This is a genomic window from Indolivaga macrotermitis, from assembly GCF_900128985.1.
Taxonomy (GTDB): domain Bacteria; phylum Bacteroidota; class Bacteroidia; order Bacteroidales; family Dysgonomonadaceae; genus Dysgonomonas_A; species Dysgonomonas_A macrotermitis.
This window is the reverse complement of the sequence record NZ_FQUC01000019.1, coordinates 1-16,524: the sequence shown is the minus strand read 5'-3', so window position 1 is coordinate 16,524 and position 16,524 is coordinate 1. Positions and strand designations below refer to the sequence as shown.

Sequence of the window (16,524 nt, the reverse complement as noted above, 5' to 3'; positions counted from 1 at the left end):
AGTTATTTTTGAAAATTAAATGATAATCCGATAAAATAAGACCGGCCGCAGCCTATCTGGCTTACTCCCGTATCTTGGTTATGTATTTCTTCCGATCCGGCAGTATTGCGGATGGTGGTTATATTAAAGATGTTTTTTATACCTCCGGCAATGGTTAGTAATTTGCCTATTGGGCGTGATATTGTAAAATCTGCCCAGTTATAACTGTTTGTACCTAGCAGGCCAAGTGTATTATCTTCGGCGATACCATATTCCTTTCGTTCTCCGGTGAATTTGTAGTATGCTGCAAATGTGGCTACCTTGTTCCATGTATAGCTGATGCTGGCACTTAGTTCGGGTGAGTATCTGAACTGCGACATATCTTCGTCTTGGTAACTCTCGTTTTCATAGAGTTTGTTGTATCTGCCTAAGTAAGAAAAGTTGAGGGATGCCCGAAGATATTTCCAATATAAGTTATTTTCGATAGTGAAGCCCAGTGTTTTGTACCGGTCAATGTTATAGTATTTGCTGTATCCGATCTGGGTTTTCGATTCGATCAGGGATATACGGTCTCTGAAATCGTTGTAGAAGCCTGTCAACTGTGTGGTAAATCTTATTTGTTCATTGTGGATGGCACGCCAAGTCAAAGAAAGCTGGTAACTGTTCGAATATTCCGACTTGAGATCCGGGTTTCCGTACAAATCGTGATTACTGTCATGGAATGAGTAATACAGTTCTTGTAGGGTAGGAGCCCTGAATCCTCTTGCATACGATGCCCTCAGATCCATATATTCAGTTATCCTTGCCTTGACATTCATAGCCGGGGTTGCCCAAGGTGCGTCATACACAGAGTTGAAGGAGGATCGAAATCCCGGACGGAGGCTTAACCAGTCAAGAGGAGTATATTCTGCTGATAAGAAAAGAGCGGTATTGGTTATCCGGTGTTCTCCATCCATACGATTTCCGAATCCGTTGTCGGATTGTACTTCTATACCCGGTTGAAAGCTAAGGTTATTTCGTATTTTCCAGACAGCCATAACACGCCCGAACCATGAGTCGAGGGTCGTTTTGTCTTGGTCTTCGGGATTTGTTGAAAGGGTTTCCTTACCTGTAGTCAGGTCGATATTAGTTGTTCTTATCCGCCGCTTGTAATCCTGATATGATCCGGCAAAAGCAAAATCTAATGAGTTACTGGCTTTCCAGTTAGCCTGGAGCTGGTGGGTATATCTGTTTACGATGTATTCTTTGTTCGAAGTAGTATTTGTCAGGGTGCTGATATCGGCTTCGTTCAATAGATTCTCATTCATATAGTCTAAACGGTAAGATAGGTCGTAATTGGATTTACGAAAACCCACCTGTCCTCCGGTGAGGTATTGGTCTTTGGGTTGCCATTGTTTTTTTCGCCCGATGGAATCTCCTTGCCATCCTCCAAAACGGTTACGGGCAAAGTTACCGCTAATGTATAATCCGTTATCAAACGAGTATCGGGCATTTACACTTTGGTTATGGATTCCTTTTTTGTCGAAAAGGTTGTATTCGTCACCAATGCTTTCTTCCTGTATTCTGGCTCCTACTGATAGGTTCTTGCCGTTTTCAGGGATTCCTTTTTTTGTGATGATATTGATAACACCTGCTAATGCGTCAGTACCATATATAACCGACATGGGACCCTCTACTATTTCTATCCGTTCGATTGTATTGATATCTATTTGGTTGAGACTTTGTTTCTTGTATAAACGGTCTATCATAGGAATACCATCTAATAACACTTTTACATTATTGCCTCCCATACCCATGATCTCGAAATCTGTTTCGCCGAGATTCATATCGTTGGATAGCCGTATGCCGAGCTCCGTGTTTAACAGGCTTTGTATATCGGTCGCTGATTTTTGCTGAATTTCCTGATTGGAGATAACCTTTACTTTATAGATTGAGTTTTGTATCGATTGGGGGATAAACTGGCCTGTGACCACGACTTCTTTCAGGTGGTAATCTTTTGCAGTGATGTCTGCGGTCTCGTTTTTTTGAGCAAAAGATAGCAGGGCGACTGCCCATAAGGCAATCGCAACATATACATGTTTTGACATATATTTATTTCTTTATATAAATGTTTAAGGTGTAGGTCAACTTGGATTAAAGTCCGGTTTACTGTACTAACCCTATTTGTCAACGGTAAATATGATATAACCCGATTACCGTTGGTTAGCAAATTTTACGTAGACAAATGTAAAATGATTACCCAATCGTTGCAATCACTATATGTAGTGAGATTTTATCTGTCTGTATTGGTCTTGAATGATATATCGTTATATGGGGCTTCCCTAAAAGAGAAAAACAGAAGACTGTAAATGAACAATCTTCTGTTTTTCAGTATAAAGCTGCTAAGTGCGGCTTTTTATAGTACAATTCTACTCCATTTCTTATAAAGGATATTCTTCGAAAGCGTAAAGCACTGTCGATAGATAACGTTCGCCTGTATCAGGTAATATTACTACAATGTTTTTGCCTTTGTTTTCGGGGCGTTTAGCCAGTTCGGTCGCAGCAAATACAGCGGCACCTGATGAAATACCCACTAATAGACCTTCTTCGCGGGCTAAAACACGGCTGGTAAGTATGGCATCGTCGTTTTTTACTTGAATAATTTCGTCAATAACACTGGCATCGTATGTCTTAGGGATAAATCCTGCGCCGATACCTTGTATTTTGTGTGGCCCGGGTTTTCCTCCTGATAGAACAGGTGAATCTGTGGGTTCAACAGCTATGATCTTTACATTGGGATTACGTTGTTTCAGTACTTCGCCAACTCCGCTAACGGTACCGCCTGTTCCTACTCCTGATACAAAGATATCTACTTTTCCGTCGGTGTCTCTCCAAATTTCTTCCGCAGTAGTTTTTCTGTGGATTGCAGGATTCGCAGGATTTTCGAATTGTTGAAGGATAATAGCATTAGGAGTTGTCTCTTTCAATTCGTTTGCTTTGGCTATTGCTCCCTTCATTCCATCAGGGCCGGGTGTCAATACGATATTTGCTCCTAATGCTTTTAGGAGGTTGCGGCGCTCGATACTCATCGTTTCAGGCATAGTGAGCACAAGCTTGTACCCTTTGGCAGCTGATACAAAAGCAAGCCCGATACCGGTATTTCCGCTTGTAGGCTCGATAATAACACTGTCCGGTTTTAAAATTCCTTTTTCTTCGGCATCGGAGATCATTGCTAGTGCAATACGGTCTTTGACACTCGATGCTGGGTTGAAATATTCTAGTTTGCCAATAACTTTAGCTTCCAGTTTGTGTTTCTTTTCGTAGTTTGACAGTTCAAGTAACGGTGTATTACCTATGAGGTCTGTCAACTGTTTTGCGATTGTTCCCATAATTTTTTCTGTTTGTTTATTGATACAAATGTACGTTTCTGAGTTTGGCTTTGAAATACCTTGTTTGCGGTATTTTTGTTCCCGAATAAAAAAGTTGTCTTCTTACTTTTATATATTAACACAGTTATTGTGTTTTTTGTTGAAGGTCTTTCTTTATCAGCGAGAGCAATTGTCCGGATGTAGGATATTCGAACTTTCTGGCAAATAAGGCTTCCGTATTTTGTATATTGTTATAATCAGTCAGGTCGAGGTTTGCAGGGAAATTACCGTTCCTGTTTTCCCAAACAATGAAACGCATATTGTTATTTATGATTTTGTCTTTTAGAGGGGAATTCATTAAAATTGTCTGGAAAAATATTTCTTCTGCACAAAATGTATATTTGAATCTTTTGAGAAACCAAGGGTTTTCTTTCAGATAAGAGAATGTATACCCTATAGATTCTCTACTTAAAGACCAATAGGTTGAGCCTCCATGCTGTTGCGGGAAATCTTTACGGAAGCTTCTTTTGATTCCCAATAACTTTTGAAGTTTGGAAAAACGTTTCAATAAGATTTCATTTTTCCCGGATCTTCCGTCGATCAAATCATACATATTGTATCGCGAAAGTCGGTCCATCCCCTGTTCAGGCCACGGTTCGTATGGCAGCTGATGGTATTCCATGAAGTTGAGGCCTTTGTTCTTTTGGTAAAATATATCGAACTCCTCTTTCGGCTTGATTGGGTAATCGTGCCCGGTAATCAGGTGGAAATACTGGTTTTCATTGTTGTCAAACGCTTGTCTGGTGATATCGAGGATTGCCAGAAGATGGTTCAAGCCTCCCCAGTTTATTTTGTATTTACGGGAAATATATTTGACATTTCCTTTTTTGTATAATTCGTCTATTGCTCCGGAAGGGATAACGCTTTTCTTGTCTATGTGTATGTATATATTGAAGTTGTCGTCGAAGAAATCGATGATTTCTTCGAGGTGTTGTATGTTTTTATATGCTGTTATCAGAACTGACTGCATTTTAAAGTCCTTTGAGTTTATTTTTCTAATTCGAAGTTTATGCCATAATATTTAGAAATGTTAGGTAGGGCATAGTATGTATCTCCTAGTCCGAATTTGGTCTTAGCCTGATATTCTTTGAATGTGACTGTTGTCTCACCGGCTTGCTTCTTCTCTGCAATAATAGCTTCTCTTTCTTTCCATATTTGATTTATCCATGAGGTGTCTTTATAGGCATCATAATAACTTGCAGAAAAAGAAATGAGAAGGAATATGAATAGACAGGTCTTTATTCTCCTGATTAGAATTTCGTCTCTGTTTAATTGTTGATATACGATACCAAATGCAATAATGTTGAATGTGATAGTTCCGAACCAGGCTCTTGCAGGAAAACTGGGTGAAGCTATCATAATGTAAATAGAAACGAAGATACCCACAAAATAGATGATTATGCATTTAATATCTTTGTTCGGGTTACGAGGGCTGAATCTTTTATACAGAATTAATGCAATGATTAATGCAAAGTTTAGTAATCCCAGATATACGATAAATCGTTGGGTATAGGTCAGTAGCCTGTATATTATAAGAAAAGCGCTTAGAGAAGGAGCTTCGCTTGCCCGAACGAAATTACCGGGAGCTATGATCATTAAAGTGTAACCGATGATCGACCCGATGAGTCCTGCATATGCCCATATGGGTATATCCCATTTTTTTGTTTTGTAATAGTATATGTATGCGATAATCATAATGATCATAGCGGCAGCAGTGTTTTCGTTTGTCCATCCCGATATGACTCCCGACAGAAGCATAATTGCTGAAAATAGGACTGTTTTTGTGATGCTTTGTTTTGTGTTTTTATAAAACCGGTAGGGTAGCAAGAATAATAATATGAGGAGTGTGCCCCATAAATAATTTGAGCTTCCGGTCAGCCAAAGTACTGTTTCAGCGAAAACCGGTTGTATAAACCAGACAAGGGTAAATATTACTACTAATAAGTTTATATTGATAGTTTTCCGGGCTGTGATATGAAAGTATATAGCTATTATGTAAGCAATGAAAGCTATACTGTTTAGCGTGTCGGCGATAATTGGACTGTAATTAAGTAAGAGGCATTGATCTATTATGTGCACAACTGTTCTTCCTCCCCATTTATAATAATGGTTAAATTGGGAGTTGATAACATCATTGAAAGAGAGTAATTTTTGGTCGGTTTGATATATAAAACTGTATACGTAATCGTCTCCTATGAGGGGAGTTAGAGTATTTAATGTTAATAACGTTAAAAAAACAAAAAAAAGTAATCCTGCGAAAACCAACCGGGATAGTGCTTTATTACCCCTTTCGCCTTCATCGATAAATTCGAATTTGGCTTCTAATGAGATTAACTTATTTTTACTCAAAATAGAGGTTTTATCTGATTTGGAAAGGGGTTTCATTAACATATCATAGTTATATTTCACTTAAGAAATTGTTGAAAGCAAATATAAATAATTTACTTTACATATATATGTATATCGTTATATTTCTCTTTTTTAAGGGTTAATTCTTCCGTTAAAATCAGAAAAAAATGTATTTTGTATTTCACATTAAAAAAAAACAATATATCTTTGTCGCTGTATTACATGTATTTTAGAATTAACATTAACATATGTTTTGATATGAACAAAAAGGTTTTATTCCTATCGTTATTGTTTTCTTGCGGGATATTTTCATTGTCAGCACAAGAGGAATTTAGTCGGGATCTTATTCCTGATGAGGTTGAGTATGGTCAACCTAACCAAACATATAACACCTATAAAACAACTTGGAAAAAGAATGCTTTCAAAGATAACTGGACTATCTCTGTCGGAGGTGGTGCTCAGATATTGATGGGTATTGATGACAATAAAGGATCTTTCACCGATAGGGTAACCTTTGCTCCTCAGATTTCAATTTCTAAATATTTCTCTCCGATCTGGGGATTGAGACTGAATTTCACAGGAGGTTCATTGCACGGATTCAATGATGGTAGCTATGGTACATACGTAAAGTGGAACCATGGAACTAAAAACTATATGGGTCAAAGCGTTGTTGGTACGTCAGGATATCCAACTACTGTTGGTGCAGGTATGCTGACTTGGGACCCAACATGGAATTCTAGATGGGATTTGACGACACCTTCTGGTGTTGGATATAATCAGTCTATAATTGGAATGGATGGCGATAACTATTATTGGATACCAGGTAGAGAAAATGGTGCTTTGTATATGGATCATGTTCGTTATTTCCAGTTTAATGTTGATTTCATGTTCGACTTATTCAATCTTTTTGGAAACTATAATCCAAAACGATTCTTTGAATTAACCCCTTTCGGTGGTGTTGGCTTCTACAATTCATTCTCTCACATGGGTAATGATAACATTATGTTGGTGGGTGCTCATGCCGGTCTTATTGGTAAGTTCCGTTTGAGTGAGAAATTTGCATTGCATGCTGAAGTTTCAGGATCTGTTGTCGGAGACTCATTTGATGGACAAACAGGAGATAATCAAAGTATGGATGGTATCGCTCAGGCAACACTGTCAGTCGCATATAAGTTTGGTAAAACAAGCTGGGATGTTGCAGCTCCAATGGATGCTAAACTGATAAATAAGCTGAATAATGATATCAATATATTGAGAGAGTCATTGGCTAATCAGAAATGTCCTACATGTCCTCCTCCTCCCCCTCCTGTAGAAGTAAGACCTACTGCTCCAGTACAAGATATCAAGTTCTTGCCGGATCCGGTGTTCTTCAGAATTGATAAATCAGTGATTGATCAATCTGAGTGGATGAAGATCGATAAAGCAGCTAATTACTTGAATCAACATCCTGAGGTAAATGTGGTGGTTACCGGCTATGCTGATAAGAAAACTGCTTACCCTGAATATAATATGAAGTTATCTGAACGTCGGGCTAAGGCAGTATCGAAAGCTTTGATTGAAAGATATGGAATAAATCCGGCACGTGTTTCTATTAATTGGTCAGGAGATAGAATCCAGCCATTTACGGTAAACGAATGGAATCGTGTGGTAATATTTGTGATAGAATAAAGGAAAAGCAATTAATATATAAAATGTCTCTCGGAAACAAGCCCGGGAGACATTTGTTTTATTCAGTATAGATATAAACTAAACGTTATGGATAAAATAAACTGGGGTATAATAGGTTGCGGTGATGTCTGCGAGAAGAAGAGCGGACCGGCTTTTTATAAAATAGAGGGTTCTCATCTCGAAGCAGTGATGAGACGTGATGAAGCAAAGGCAAAAGACTTTGCTCAGCGGCACAATGTTCCTAAATACTATGCAGATGCGGATGATCTGATATCAGATCCCGAAGTGCAGGCTATTTATGTGGCAACACCTCCGAGTACCCATAAGGAATATGCTCTGAAAGCTTTAAGGGCAGGGAAATCTGTGTATGTCGAAAAGCCTATGGCGATGCACTATGCTGATTGTAAGGAAATGATAGAGGTTGCAGTGGCTGAGAATCAGAAGTTGTTTGTTGCCTTTTACAGACGGGCTTTACCGTACTTTGTGAAAGTGAAAGAGGTACTGGATTCAGGTGTGCTAGGGGATGTATTATGTGTGGATGTAAAGCATTTTAAGATGGCTCAGCCCACGGACTTTGACCCATCCCATCATACATGGAGAATAGATAAGGATATCGCGGGCGAAGGATACTTTTATGACCTCGCTCCACATACATTGGATATACTCGATTTCTTATTAGGGGAAATAGAAGAGGCCAGAGGGTTTTCTGCAAACTTAGGTAAACTCTATGATGTTAAGGATACCATATCGGCTGTGCTGCGCTTTAAATCGGGTGTGCAGGGCGTTGCCCAGTGGTGCTTTGTGGTAGAAGAAAGTTCTGTTCAGGATTCTATCGTTATAACCGGAACAAAGGGTGATATCAGCTTTAGTACTTTTGCATTCTCTCCCGTTAAATTAACTTTTGGAGGGCAGTCTCAAATCTTTGAAATTAAGACCCCCGAACATATCCAGCAACCATTAATACAGACAATAGTAGACGAACTTAGAGGTATCGGAAAGTGCCCTTCTACCGGAGAAAGTGGCGCTCGGACATCTAAAGTTATGGATGATATATTACGATAAAAAGGAAAGATTTATTCTTTCCTTTTTTTAATTATCGAAAGTCAGGGCTTTCCCTTTTATATCGTTTAACCGGCCATTGTCGAAAGCAATTTCACCATTGAGGAATGTCTTGGAAATGGTAGACGATAATGTTTCACCTTCGAGCGGAGACCACTTACACTTGTATAATATATTATCCTGTGTGATAGTGTATTCTTTGTTTGGGTCAACTAATACTAAATCGGCATAATAACCTTCCCTTATATATCCCCGTTTGTGTACCCTGAATAATGCAGCAGGGGCATGACTCATCTTGTTCACTACTTCCTCTTTGCTTATCTTTCCTTGTTTGGACAACTCAATCATCATCTGTAATGAATGTTGAACAAGAGGTCCGCCCGAAGCAGCTTTAAAGCAGCCGCCCAGTTTCTCTTCCAGTAAATGGGGGGCGTGGTCAGTTGCGATAACATCCAGCCTGCCATTCAATAAACCTTGCATAATAGCCGTCCGGTCTTCGGATGTTTTTACTGCCGGATTCCACTTGATCCGTGTTCCGTATTTCTCGTAATCTTCGTCTGAGAACCAAAGGTGATGTACGCATACTTCGCCTGTGATCTTCTTTTCGATGAGCGGTTTTGCCTCAAAAAGGCTTATTTCGCGGGCAGTAGAAAGATGCAGGATGTGAAGGCGGGCTCCGTATTTGTCGGCTAATTCGATAGCTTTGGCTGACGATTGATAACAGGCTTCGGCACTGCGTATCAATGGGTGGTATTTTACGTGAGGATCCTCTCCATAAAGACCTTTATAATAAGCAATATTCTTTTGAATAATCTCTTCTTCTTCGCAATGAGTAGCGATAATCATATCGATTTCACCGAAGATTCTCTCTAAAGCTTGCCGGCTATCGACCAGCATATTTCCGGTCGAAGAACCCATAAATATCTTGATGCCGCAAACGTTCTTTTTATCGACTTTTCTCAGTTCGGCCAGATTATCATTAGTCGCCCCCAGATAAAAGGAGTAGTTCGAAAATGCACGGCTTTCCGCCGATTCGAATTTAGCTTCCAGTGCTTCGATAGTTGTTGTTTGTGGTTTCGTGTTTGGCATCTCCATAAATGAAGTAACCCCTCCGGCAATAGCAGCACGGCTTTCGGTCGTGATATCTCCTTTGTGGGTTAATCCCGGATCGCGGAAGTGAACCTGATCATCAATTACTCCGGGAACCAGCCAAAGATTGGTTGCATCTATAACAGTAGCCCTGTTCAGAATGTCCGTTGGCACATCATTCGGGCTGTTATATATAGTTTTAATAAACTCGCCTTCGGTAAGTACGGATCCTTTGACCGATTTACCTTCGTTTATAATAGTTGCGTTATGTATCAAATACATGGCTTATAGCGTTTGATGATTATTCTGTGGACAAAGATACTATTTTGTTGAGAATATGAAGGGTGACACAGGTAACAATAAGGTGACAAAAAGGTGACACGTGTGAGTTTTGTGTCACCTTTGTAATAATCTTACAATGAGTGAGTTCTGTTGTTAAAAGTGACAAAGGTGACATAAGTAACTCTATTTTCGTTATTTTATTTTTTATACGCATATTGCTTCTGTTTTTATTGTATAGATAAATTTATAATGCCTTGATCTTAAGTTCCGGCAAGTATTTTGATAGTATACTTTGATCAGTATAACTGATTATTGCAGTTTTACTTACCAAATCGATAAAAAATTCTGAGGCCTTATGACTGATAGTCCCGGGGAAACGGAAATAATATTTTTACCTTTGTATTGAGTTGTAGGTAATAAAGAAGGTCTCAGGCCTCGATTGTGAAATTAAGTTCAAATAGTAGTGTTATGTCCCAGAAAAGCCTGAATAGTGCAAAAGGTATTATTTATGCCCTGATTTCGTCCGGAACTTTCGGTTTAATTCCCTTATTTTCTCTCCCTTTGATGAACGAGGACGGGGTAGGTTTGCCCACTATCCTTTTCTATCGTTTTCTTATATCGACAGTAATGATGGGTGCTGTTTGCCTTGTCAAAAAAGAAAACCTGAAAGTATCGGTTAAAGATATAATTACTTTGACATGGTTGGGTACACTCTATGCCGGAACTGCCCTTTGTCTGATTTATTCTTACAAATATATACCCAGTGGTGTAGCTACTACCATCCATTTTATATATCCGATATCGGTAAGCTTGATAATGGTATTCTTCTTTAAAGAGAGGCGTTCTGTTATTTTACTTCTCACCGCTATTTTATCTTTGCTTGGTGTGGCTCTGCTTTGTTGGACTAACAATGGGGTTATCAATCCGGCTGGAATAGGTATTGCTGCAATTACAATTTTCAGCTATGCGTGTTACATAGTAGGTGTTAATAAGTCGTCGGTTTCTTCGATGAATGCGGAAGTTTTGACTTTTTATATCCTGCTGGCAGGTGCGTTGATCTTTATGACTTTTGCCCTCACTACAACCGGAATAGACCCGGTGTCCGGTGTCCAGCCGTGGACGCGTTTAGTCTTATTGGCATTTCTGCCGACAGTACTTTCCGATCTTACCTTAATATTGGCGATTAAGTACGCCGGTTCTACTATCACATCGATATTGGGATCGATGGAACCTCTTGTTGCCGTTTGTATCGGCGTGTTTTATTTTCACGAGGCTTTCGGTATGTCGAGTTTCTTCGGGTTGGTTCTTATTTTACTGTCGGTGATCCTTGTAATTCTTTTTGGAAAGAAGCCGAAGGAGATTTAAGTTAGAAGGTCGTAAAAAGCTTATATTTATTATGCTCATCAGTAGGTGAAAAATATTCTTACTCTTTTCTAACTATATTTACTAACGCACCCTATCGGGTTTGTTCTTCATTTTGCCTTGATACAAAACGAAGCAAAAGATTAAGACTGCGCCTGCAAGCCCGACCCGTTAGGTGTTCGAAAGCTAAGACAAATAAAAAACGTTTGATACAAATTCTATTTGTCTTTTAACGCTTTCTTCTCACAACGGGTACCCCGTGCTTTACGACGATGTCCAAACTTTACAGACGAGAATGAAATGGGACAGAAACAAAAATTCGAAACACTAAAACACTTTTGATCTCTTTTTAGGGCTAAATCTAAAAGGAGGATAAGCAATTTTTGATTGCTCGCAGAAAAGGAAACTAAGTAATTATTTAAAAGAACATATTTCGAATATAGATTCCTATTTAATATAAATCCATCTTATCTATCGCTTGCTATCCTTATCGGGATACATTATCTTTGTCTTTATTGAAAAATATATATTATAATGAGCAATAGAGTTACAGAACTTTTTAAGATTAAATACCCGGTTATTTCGGGAGGAATGGTTTGGTGCAGTGGCTGGCGTTTGGCCTCGGCTGTTAGTAATGCCGGAGGATTAGGGCTGATAGGGGCAGGGTCTATGTATCCCGAAGTTTTGCGTGAGCATATTCAAAAGTGTAAAGCTGCAACCGACAAACCTTTCGGGGTGAATGTACCCCTTCTATATCCCAATATCGACGAAATCATCGAGATAATTATAGCTGAAGGAGTAAAAGTCGTATTTACTTCGGCAGGAAATCCGAAGACATGGACAAAGAAATTGCAGGAACATGGTATTACTGTAGCCCATGTAGTTTCCAGTTCTAAATTTGCTCTCAAATGTCAGGAAGCAGGAGTTGATGCTGTTGTTGCCGAAGGCTTCGAGGCCGGAGGGCATAACGGACGTGAAGAAACTACTACTCTGACTTTGATTCCTCAGGTTCGCGAGGTATTGCAGATTCCATTGATAGCTGCCGGAGGTATTGCTACGGGAACTACAGCTTTAGCTGCTTTTGCTTTAGGAGCCGAAGGCGTACAGATTGGTACCCGCTTTGCCCTGACTCAGGAAAGTTCGGCATCCGATGAATTCAAAAAACTGTGTGTTAGCTTGAAAGAGGGTGATACGATGCTATCATTGAAAAAACTGAGCCCGACACGGGTGATTAAGAATGAATTTTATAATAAGGTAACTGAGGCGGAAGATCGTGGGGCATCTGTCGAAGAGATGCGCGAACTTCTCGGACGCGGACGTTCCAAAAAAGGAATCTTCGAAGGTGACTTAGTCGAAGGTGAACTGGAGATAGGTCAGGTAGCTTCACTGATTAATGATTTACCGTCGGCGGCGGAGGTTGTGAAATCTATTGTCGACGAATTTAATGCGAAAGCGCATTCGCTTTCAACCCTTTCTTTATAATTCGTATGCAGTATGACCTTTTTACATCGGTACCTGCATTTCGTCTGATAAGCCTTTCGAGTGGAAGTAGTGGTAACTGTTATTATCTGGGTACATCGAAGTATGGTATTCTGATTGATGCCGGGATTGGCATGCGTACCCTCAAAAAGTATCTGAGGGATTATGGTGTAGCAATGGAAACCATTATTGCGGTTCTTGTTACGCACGATCATGGAGATCATATCAAGTCGATAAGCGGTTTGGGCGGAAAGCTCAATATTCCGGTTTATGCTACCGAAACCGTACATTTCGGTATTGAACGGTCTAAATATCTCGAATCAAGTATAAGTGCATCACGAAGGGTGATCGAAAAGAATATGCCTTTCAGCATAAAAGACTTTCAGATTACGGCTTTTGATGTACCGCACGATACAATAGAGAATGTCGGTTATCAGATAAAGATAGGCGAGAAAACTGTGGTTCTGATTACCGATGTCGGGCGCATAACCCCCACTATCGAAGAATTTGCGAAAACGGCCAACCACCTGATCATAGAAGCTAACTATGATGAAGAAATGTTGTTGAACGGCAGATATCCACAGCATCTGAAACAGCGTATCACTTCGGGCATGGGGCATTTGAGTAACAGGCTGACGGGCGAACTGCTGACTTCTATTTATAGTAACCAGTTAGATGAAGTATGGCTTTGCCATCTTAGTCAGGACAATAATCATCCCGAATTGGCGTATAAAACAGTCGAGATCGCACTGAAGGAAAAAGGAATCAGTGTCGGAAAGGATATTGTACTCAAAACCCTAAGCAGGGGAAAGCCCTCTGGTTTGAGAGAATTTTGAAGAAGTTACTGTTATTCCAGCATCAGGTTGATGACCGGCTGATGTTCGTCGAACTGAGATGCGTATTCAGCATCGAGTAAAGATGTATGGTAGCCGAATAGCAATCGCGTAAACAAAGAAATATCTATATCGGGAGCGGAAGAGTTGATGTAATCAACTTTTCCGTTCTCTATTTTATATGCTTGGTTTTCTACTTTTAGACTGAAGTTCTTGTCCGGATTTTTCTTCGCGAATAATCCGAGAGCCTTTTCGGGAAGTAGCACTCTTGCCATTCCCCTCAGGTTTCCTTTAGGGGGGCAATCTTCTGCCAGATAATCAATTATGATGGCTTCGAAGTCATTCCGGTTTTTCAGAACTGTAAAGTTTGACTGCTGATACTTTTTGTCAAATTCCGAATACGGGTCTTTACTCTTCAACATGGGTTTTAGTTCAATAGTGTTTTCCGATGAATCGAAAACAACTGTAAAACCATATTTACTATAATAGGAGAAAAGCCATTCTTCGGCAGGAACCAGTCCGCACAACGCAACTTCCCGTTCTTTCATTACCTCGAAAGAAGTATTTATAAGTTGTCCCATATAGCCTTTGTTCCTGTATTCGGGCAGGGTACATAATCCCGCCAGATAATAGAAGGACACAACTTCACCGTAAAAACGGATAGAGTAGGGTAGCATCTGTAATGCAGCTACGGCAACTCCGTCTTCAAAATATAGAAGGGTATTTTCGGGTTTATACTTACGGGTGAAATGCAAATCCAGATATTCCTCTGTATCCTCGAAGCAGGTTTTCCACATCGAACGTACTAAAGGGGTGGTATCTGTATTGGCAAACTGTATCATTTTTTAGGTAATAAAAATCCTTCTTCGAGTAATATTTCGGGCTGGTAAGACAATTTGGCTTGTCGTAACGATTCCAATCCCATGTCTTCCTCCCGGTTGATATATTTAAATTCCGAAGCTTCGTGTTTGATAAACTCGCGATTGATAATTGTGTAAGCTCCGTTGATATCGGCAAAAGCCTTCTCGACGTGTACTACAAAGGTATCATTTGTTAGCCGTTCGCCAATCGTAAAAGCGATTATTTTACCATTCACCTTTATCGCTCCGCCTTTAAGCTGCAACTCATCAAAGTGTTCGAGCATCAGTTTAGTTGCTATATAGTCGTATGCGAGAGATTTATTTTTATCATCTTTGATGTTTTCCCATTCATCGAGCATAAAAGCACATTCATCCAGATCTTTTCTACTGGTCAGGGGGAAATATTCCCAATCGGGATTGTCGGATATAAACCGGTTGATGTGGTTTCGTTTGCTTTGTAGTTTCTTACCGGAAAGTGTTATCAGTTTTTCAGAAAGGTAGATATATTCATCGTTATTTCGTTCGTGGAAATAGTCGAATTTGCCGGGCATGGCTTTATTTATTTCGTGCCACATCTCCTCGGTAATTCCTTTCATCATAAAAGGTATTTTACAAGCGGCGGCATCTGCCATTATTTCTTCTATTGCTGCCTCCACAGGCATCGGACCTATGGGCATCATGTAATAAGTTTTACCGTCGATCTCGTTGAATCGTAAAAACAGGGTTTTGTGTTTTATATCGTACTGTGTTTTGAATTTAGCATTCCATGTAAACATGTTGGTAAAACAAAAGTCGCACGCTCGGTATGTATTGTTCTCCAGACAAGAATCTATTTGTTTTCTGTCCGTCAGTTCTATTTGCTTAAAGTTGATCATAAAAAAATTCAGCTAATTACTCAGTTTTCCAAATAAACATTTGGTTTCTGAAAGTTGTTGCAATAACCATGCTAAATTAAGTTTATTAATCTCTTATTGGGGAATATTTTCAATCTATATGCTCTATCTCATATAGAACATATAGATTAAGCTTGATTGTCAGAATACTATGGGCGAAACAATATTTTGCAAAGTACTGACAACAGACCAGCCTGCAATCTCGGGCGTGGCACTGTATACATCTACTACAGCATGTACCTGATCGTTTTTTATTTCTACTCTTTGGGTATCGCCGATAAATCCGGGTGTTGATTGCATAGCTACCTGCATTTTTTCGGGCCCTACGGATGCCAATGATGCGGCAACCGATACATTCAATCCCGTAGGAAATACTCCGATAGCTTCTCTGGCCGTCCCTGAAAAAACGATGCGCTTTTCTGTTTCGAGTGCCGGATCATAAACAGCGGATCTTCTTAAAGCCCGTTGTCCTTTTTCATTAAAGAAGCGCGCAGAAGCATTGCCCATAAGGGTAGCGGTTCGGAGCACATCGAAACCACCTGTTGCGCCCGATGCTATATATATGCGTGTACCATTTGCTTTTGCCGTTTCTATTGCTTCCTTATAAAAAGCAGTATCTGCCAGTGCTCCTATAGATAGGGTAACGATAGACGTTCCGTTTTTTAAAGCGGGCAATGTCAGTTCTTTCATTGCAGCAGGCGATGCTGCTTCTACCAGATAATCGGGTTTAAGCGCCAACAAATCAACTAAACTACTGCATGGGGTGCAAGTTCTTCCTTGCTGCTGCATCTTATTCGCCAGATATTCGGCTTTTGCTTTTGTCCGGGAATAAACCCCTACTAAATCATACTCGGGCAATAAGCCGTTAATAACTGCATCTACTACGATTTCGGCTAGATGCCCACATCCTACAATTACCAGTTTTTCCATAATAAACAAAGATACATAAGTTATTTATCAAAGTCAATGTAATACGATTTCATATACCAATAACGATAAATTGAGAAGGTACTACTTCGAAGGGTATTTTTGTTAAAATCAAAACATTTCTTATATTTGCCATGTAAACAACCTATTACAATCTCTGAATGACTCAGGTTTTCACACATAAGAACATCGATAATAATCTAAATTTTAACAGTTTAGATTTGATGTTGTGTGCTAAAATATTAGAGAGAGAGAGAGAGAGAGAGAGAGAGAGAGAGAGAGACGCATCACTTGCGTTAACTAAACAGAATTTTTCTAAAATACAAATTTTCCTATT

The 16,524-nt window shown here is 39.6% G+C and carries 13 protein-coding genes; 5 read left to right on the top strand and 8 right to left on the bottom strand.

Annotated elements, in window-relative coordinates; genetic code table 11:
* Nucleotides 1-2 precede the first annotated feature (2 nt).
* The 4 genes from BUC12_RS17705 to BUC12_RS17690 form a co-directional block, all read right to left on the bottom strand.
* Nucleotides 3-2,066: a TonB-dependent receptor plug domain-containing protein gene (locus BUC12_RS17705; RefSeq protein WP_062178751.1), complete on the bottom strand. Its 2,064-nt coding sequence runs from the start codon at nt 2,064-2,066 to the stop codon at nt 3-5.
* A 333-nt stretch (nt 2,067-2,399) separates the two neighbouring features.
* The gene (gene cysK, locus BUC12_RS17700) at nt 2,400-3,347 is read right to left on the bottom strand and encodes a cysteine synthase A (RefSeq protein ID WP_062178754.1); all 948 of its coding nucleotides are present in this window, start codon (nt 3,345-3,347) and stop codon (nt 2,400-2,402) included.
* 124 nt (nt 3,348-3,471) lie between these two features.
* Nucleotides 3,472-4,356 carry a beta-1,6-N-acetylglucosaminyltransferase gene (locus BUC12_RS17695; RefSeq protein ID WP_062178757.1) on the bottom strand — a complete coding sequence of 295 codons (885 nt, stop codon included), beginning with the start codon at nt 4,354-4,356 and terminating at the stop codon, nt 3,472-3,474.
* A gap of 17 nt (nt 4,357-4,373) precedes the next feature.
* Complete coding sequence (locus BUC12_RS17690) at nt 4,374-5,735, bottom strand: DUF3329 domain-containing protein (protein ID WP_139262113.1); 1,362 nt, start codon at nt 5,733-5,735, stop codon at nt 4,374-4,376.
* A gap of 258 nt (nt 5,736-5,993) precedes the next feature.
* On the opposite strand from BUC12_RS17690, the gene BUC12_RS17685 reads away from it, so the two are divergent.
* The gene (locus BUC12_RS17685; RefSeq protein ID WP_157257511.1) at nt 5,994-7,403 is read left to right on the top strand and encodes an OmpA family protein; all 1,410 of its coding nucleotides are present in this window, start codon (nt 5,994-5,996) and stop codon (nt 7,401-7,403) included.
* Between the two features lie 87 nt (nt 7,404-7,490).
* Complete coding sequence (locus BUC12_RS17680; protein WP_062178767.1) at nt 7,491-8,465, top strand: Gfo/Idh/MocA family protein; 975 nt, start codon at nt 7,491-7,493, stop codon at nt 8,463-8,465.
* A gap of 27 nt (nt 8,466-8,492) precedes the next feature.
* Here the strand turns inward: BUC12_RS17680 and BUC12_RS17675 are convergent, their stop codons facing one another.
* Nucleotides 8,493-9,833 (bottom strand): dihydroorotase, encoded by a 1,341-nt coding sequence (locus BUC12_RS17675; protein WP_062178770.1) that lies wholly within the window; start codon nt 9,831-9,833, stop codon nt 8,493-8,495.
* 483 nt (nt 9,834-10,316) lie between these two features.
* Here BUC12_RS17675 and BUC12_RS17670 point away from each other — a divergent pair, with 483 nt between their 5' ends.
* The 3 genes from BUC12_RS17670 (at nt 10,317) to BUC12_RS17660 (ending at nt 13,510) form a co-directional block, all read left to right on the top strand.
* Nucleotides 10,317-11,198: an EamA family transporter gene (locus tag BUC12_RS17670; RefSeq protein WP_062178831.1), complete on the top strand. Its 882-nt coding sequence runs from the start codon at nt 10,317-10,319 to the stop codon at nt 11,196-11,198.
* A gap of 531 nt (nt 11,199-11,729) precedes the next feature.
* Nucleotides 11,730-12,677: an NAD(P)H-dependent flavin oxidoreductase gene (locus BUC12_RS17665; protein ID WP_062178773.1), complete on the top strand. Its 948-nt coding sequence runs from the start codon at nt 11,730-11,732 to the stop codon at nt 12,675-12,677.
* Nucleotides 12,678-12,682: 5 nt separating this feature from the next.
* Nucleotides 12,683-13,510, top strand: a complete 828-nt coding sequence (locus tag BUC12_RS17660) for an MBL fold metallo-hydrolase (RefSeq protein ID WP_062178777.1) — start codon at nt 12,683-12,685, stop codon at nt 13,508-13,510.
* Nucleotides 13,511-13,521: 11 nt separating this feature from the next.
* On the opposite strand, the gene BUC12_RS17655 is transcribed toward BUC12_RS17660, so the two are convergent.
* From BUC12_RS17655 to BUC12_RS17645, 3 genes are all read right to left on the bottom strand, one after another.
* Complete coding sequence (locus BUC12_RS17655) at nt 13,522-14,349, bottom strand: GNAT family N-acetyltransferase (RefSeq protein WP_062178781.1); 828 nt, start codon at nt 14,347-14,349, stop codon at nt 13,522-13,524.
* Nucleotides 14,346-15,242 carry a DUF2156 domain-containing protein gene (locus BUC12_RS17650; protein WP_062178783.1) on the bottom strand — a complete coding sequence of 299 codons (897 nt, stop codon included), beginning with the start codon at nt 15,240-15,242 and terminating at the stop codon, nt 14,346-14,348. The genes BUC12_RS17655 and BUC12_RS17650 overlap by 4 nt, the downstream gene beginning before the upstream one ends.
* 159 nt (nt 15,243-15,401) lie before the next feature.
* Nucleotides 15,402-16,190, bottom strand: coding sequence for an aspartate dehydrogenase domain-containing protein (locus BUC12_RS17645; RefSeq protein ID WP_062178785.1), 789 nt, complete (start codon nt 16,188-16,190; stop codon nt 15,402-15,404).
* Between the last annotated feature and the right edge of the window lie 334 nt (nt 16,191-16,524).

Excerpts from the sequence above, each read along its gene's own strand:
- BUC12_RS17705 (WP_062178751.1), bottom strand. The coding sequence starts at position 2,066 with ATGTCAAAACATGTATATGTTGCGATTGCCTTATGGGCAGTCGCCCTG.
- cysK (WP_062178754.1), bottom strand. The coding sequence starts at position 3,347 with ATGGGAACAATCGCAAAACAGTTGACAGACCTCATAGGTAATACACCG.
- BUC12_RS17695 (WP_062178757.1), bottom strand. The coding sequence starts at position 4,356 with ATGCAGTCAGTTCTGATAACAGCATATAAAAACATACAACACCTCGAA.
- BUC12_RS17685 (WP_157257511.1), top strand. The coding sequence starts at position 5,994 with ATGAACAAAAAGGTTTTATTCCTATCGTTATTGTTTTCTTGCGGGATA.
- BUC12_RS17680 (WP_062178767.1), top strand. The coding sequence starts at position 7,491 with ATGGATAAAATAAACTGGGGTATAATAGGTTGCGGTGATGTCTGCGAG.
- BUC12_RS17675 (WP_062178770.1), bottom strand. The coding sequence starts at position 9,833 with ATGTATTTGATACATAACGCAACTATTATAAACGAAGGTAAATCGGTC.
- BUC12_RS17665 (WP_062178773.1), top strand. The coding sequence starts at position 11,730 with ATGAGCAATAGAGTTACAGAACTTTTTAAGATTAAATACCCGGTTATT.
- BUC12_RS17660 (WP_062178777.1), top strand. The coding sequence starts at position 12,683 with ATGCAGTATGACCTTTTTACATCGGTACCTGCATTTCGTCTGATAAGC.
- BUC12_RS17655 (WP_062178781.1), bottom strand. The coding sequence starts at position 14,349 with ATGATACAGTTTGCCAATACAGATACCACCCCTTTAGTACGTTCGATG.
- BUC12_RS17650 (WP_062178783.1), bottom strand. The coding sequence starts at position 15,242 with ATGATCAACTTTAAGCAAATAGAACTGACGGACAGAAAACAAATAGAT.
- BUC12_RS17645 (WP_062178785.1), bottom strand. The coding sequence starts at position 16,190 with ATGGAAAAACTGGTAATTGTAGGATGTGGGCATCTAGCCGAAATCGTA.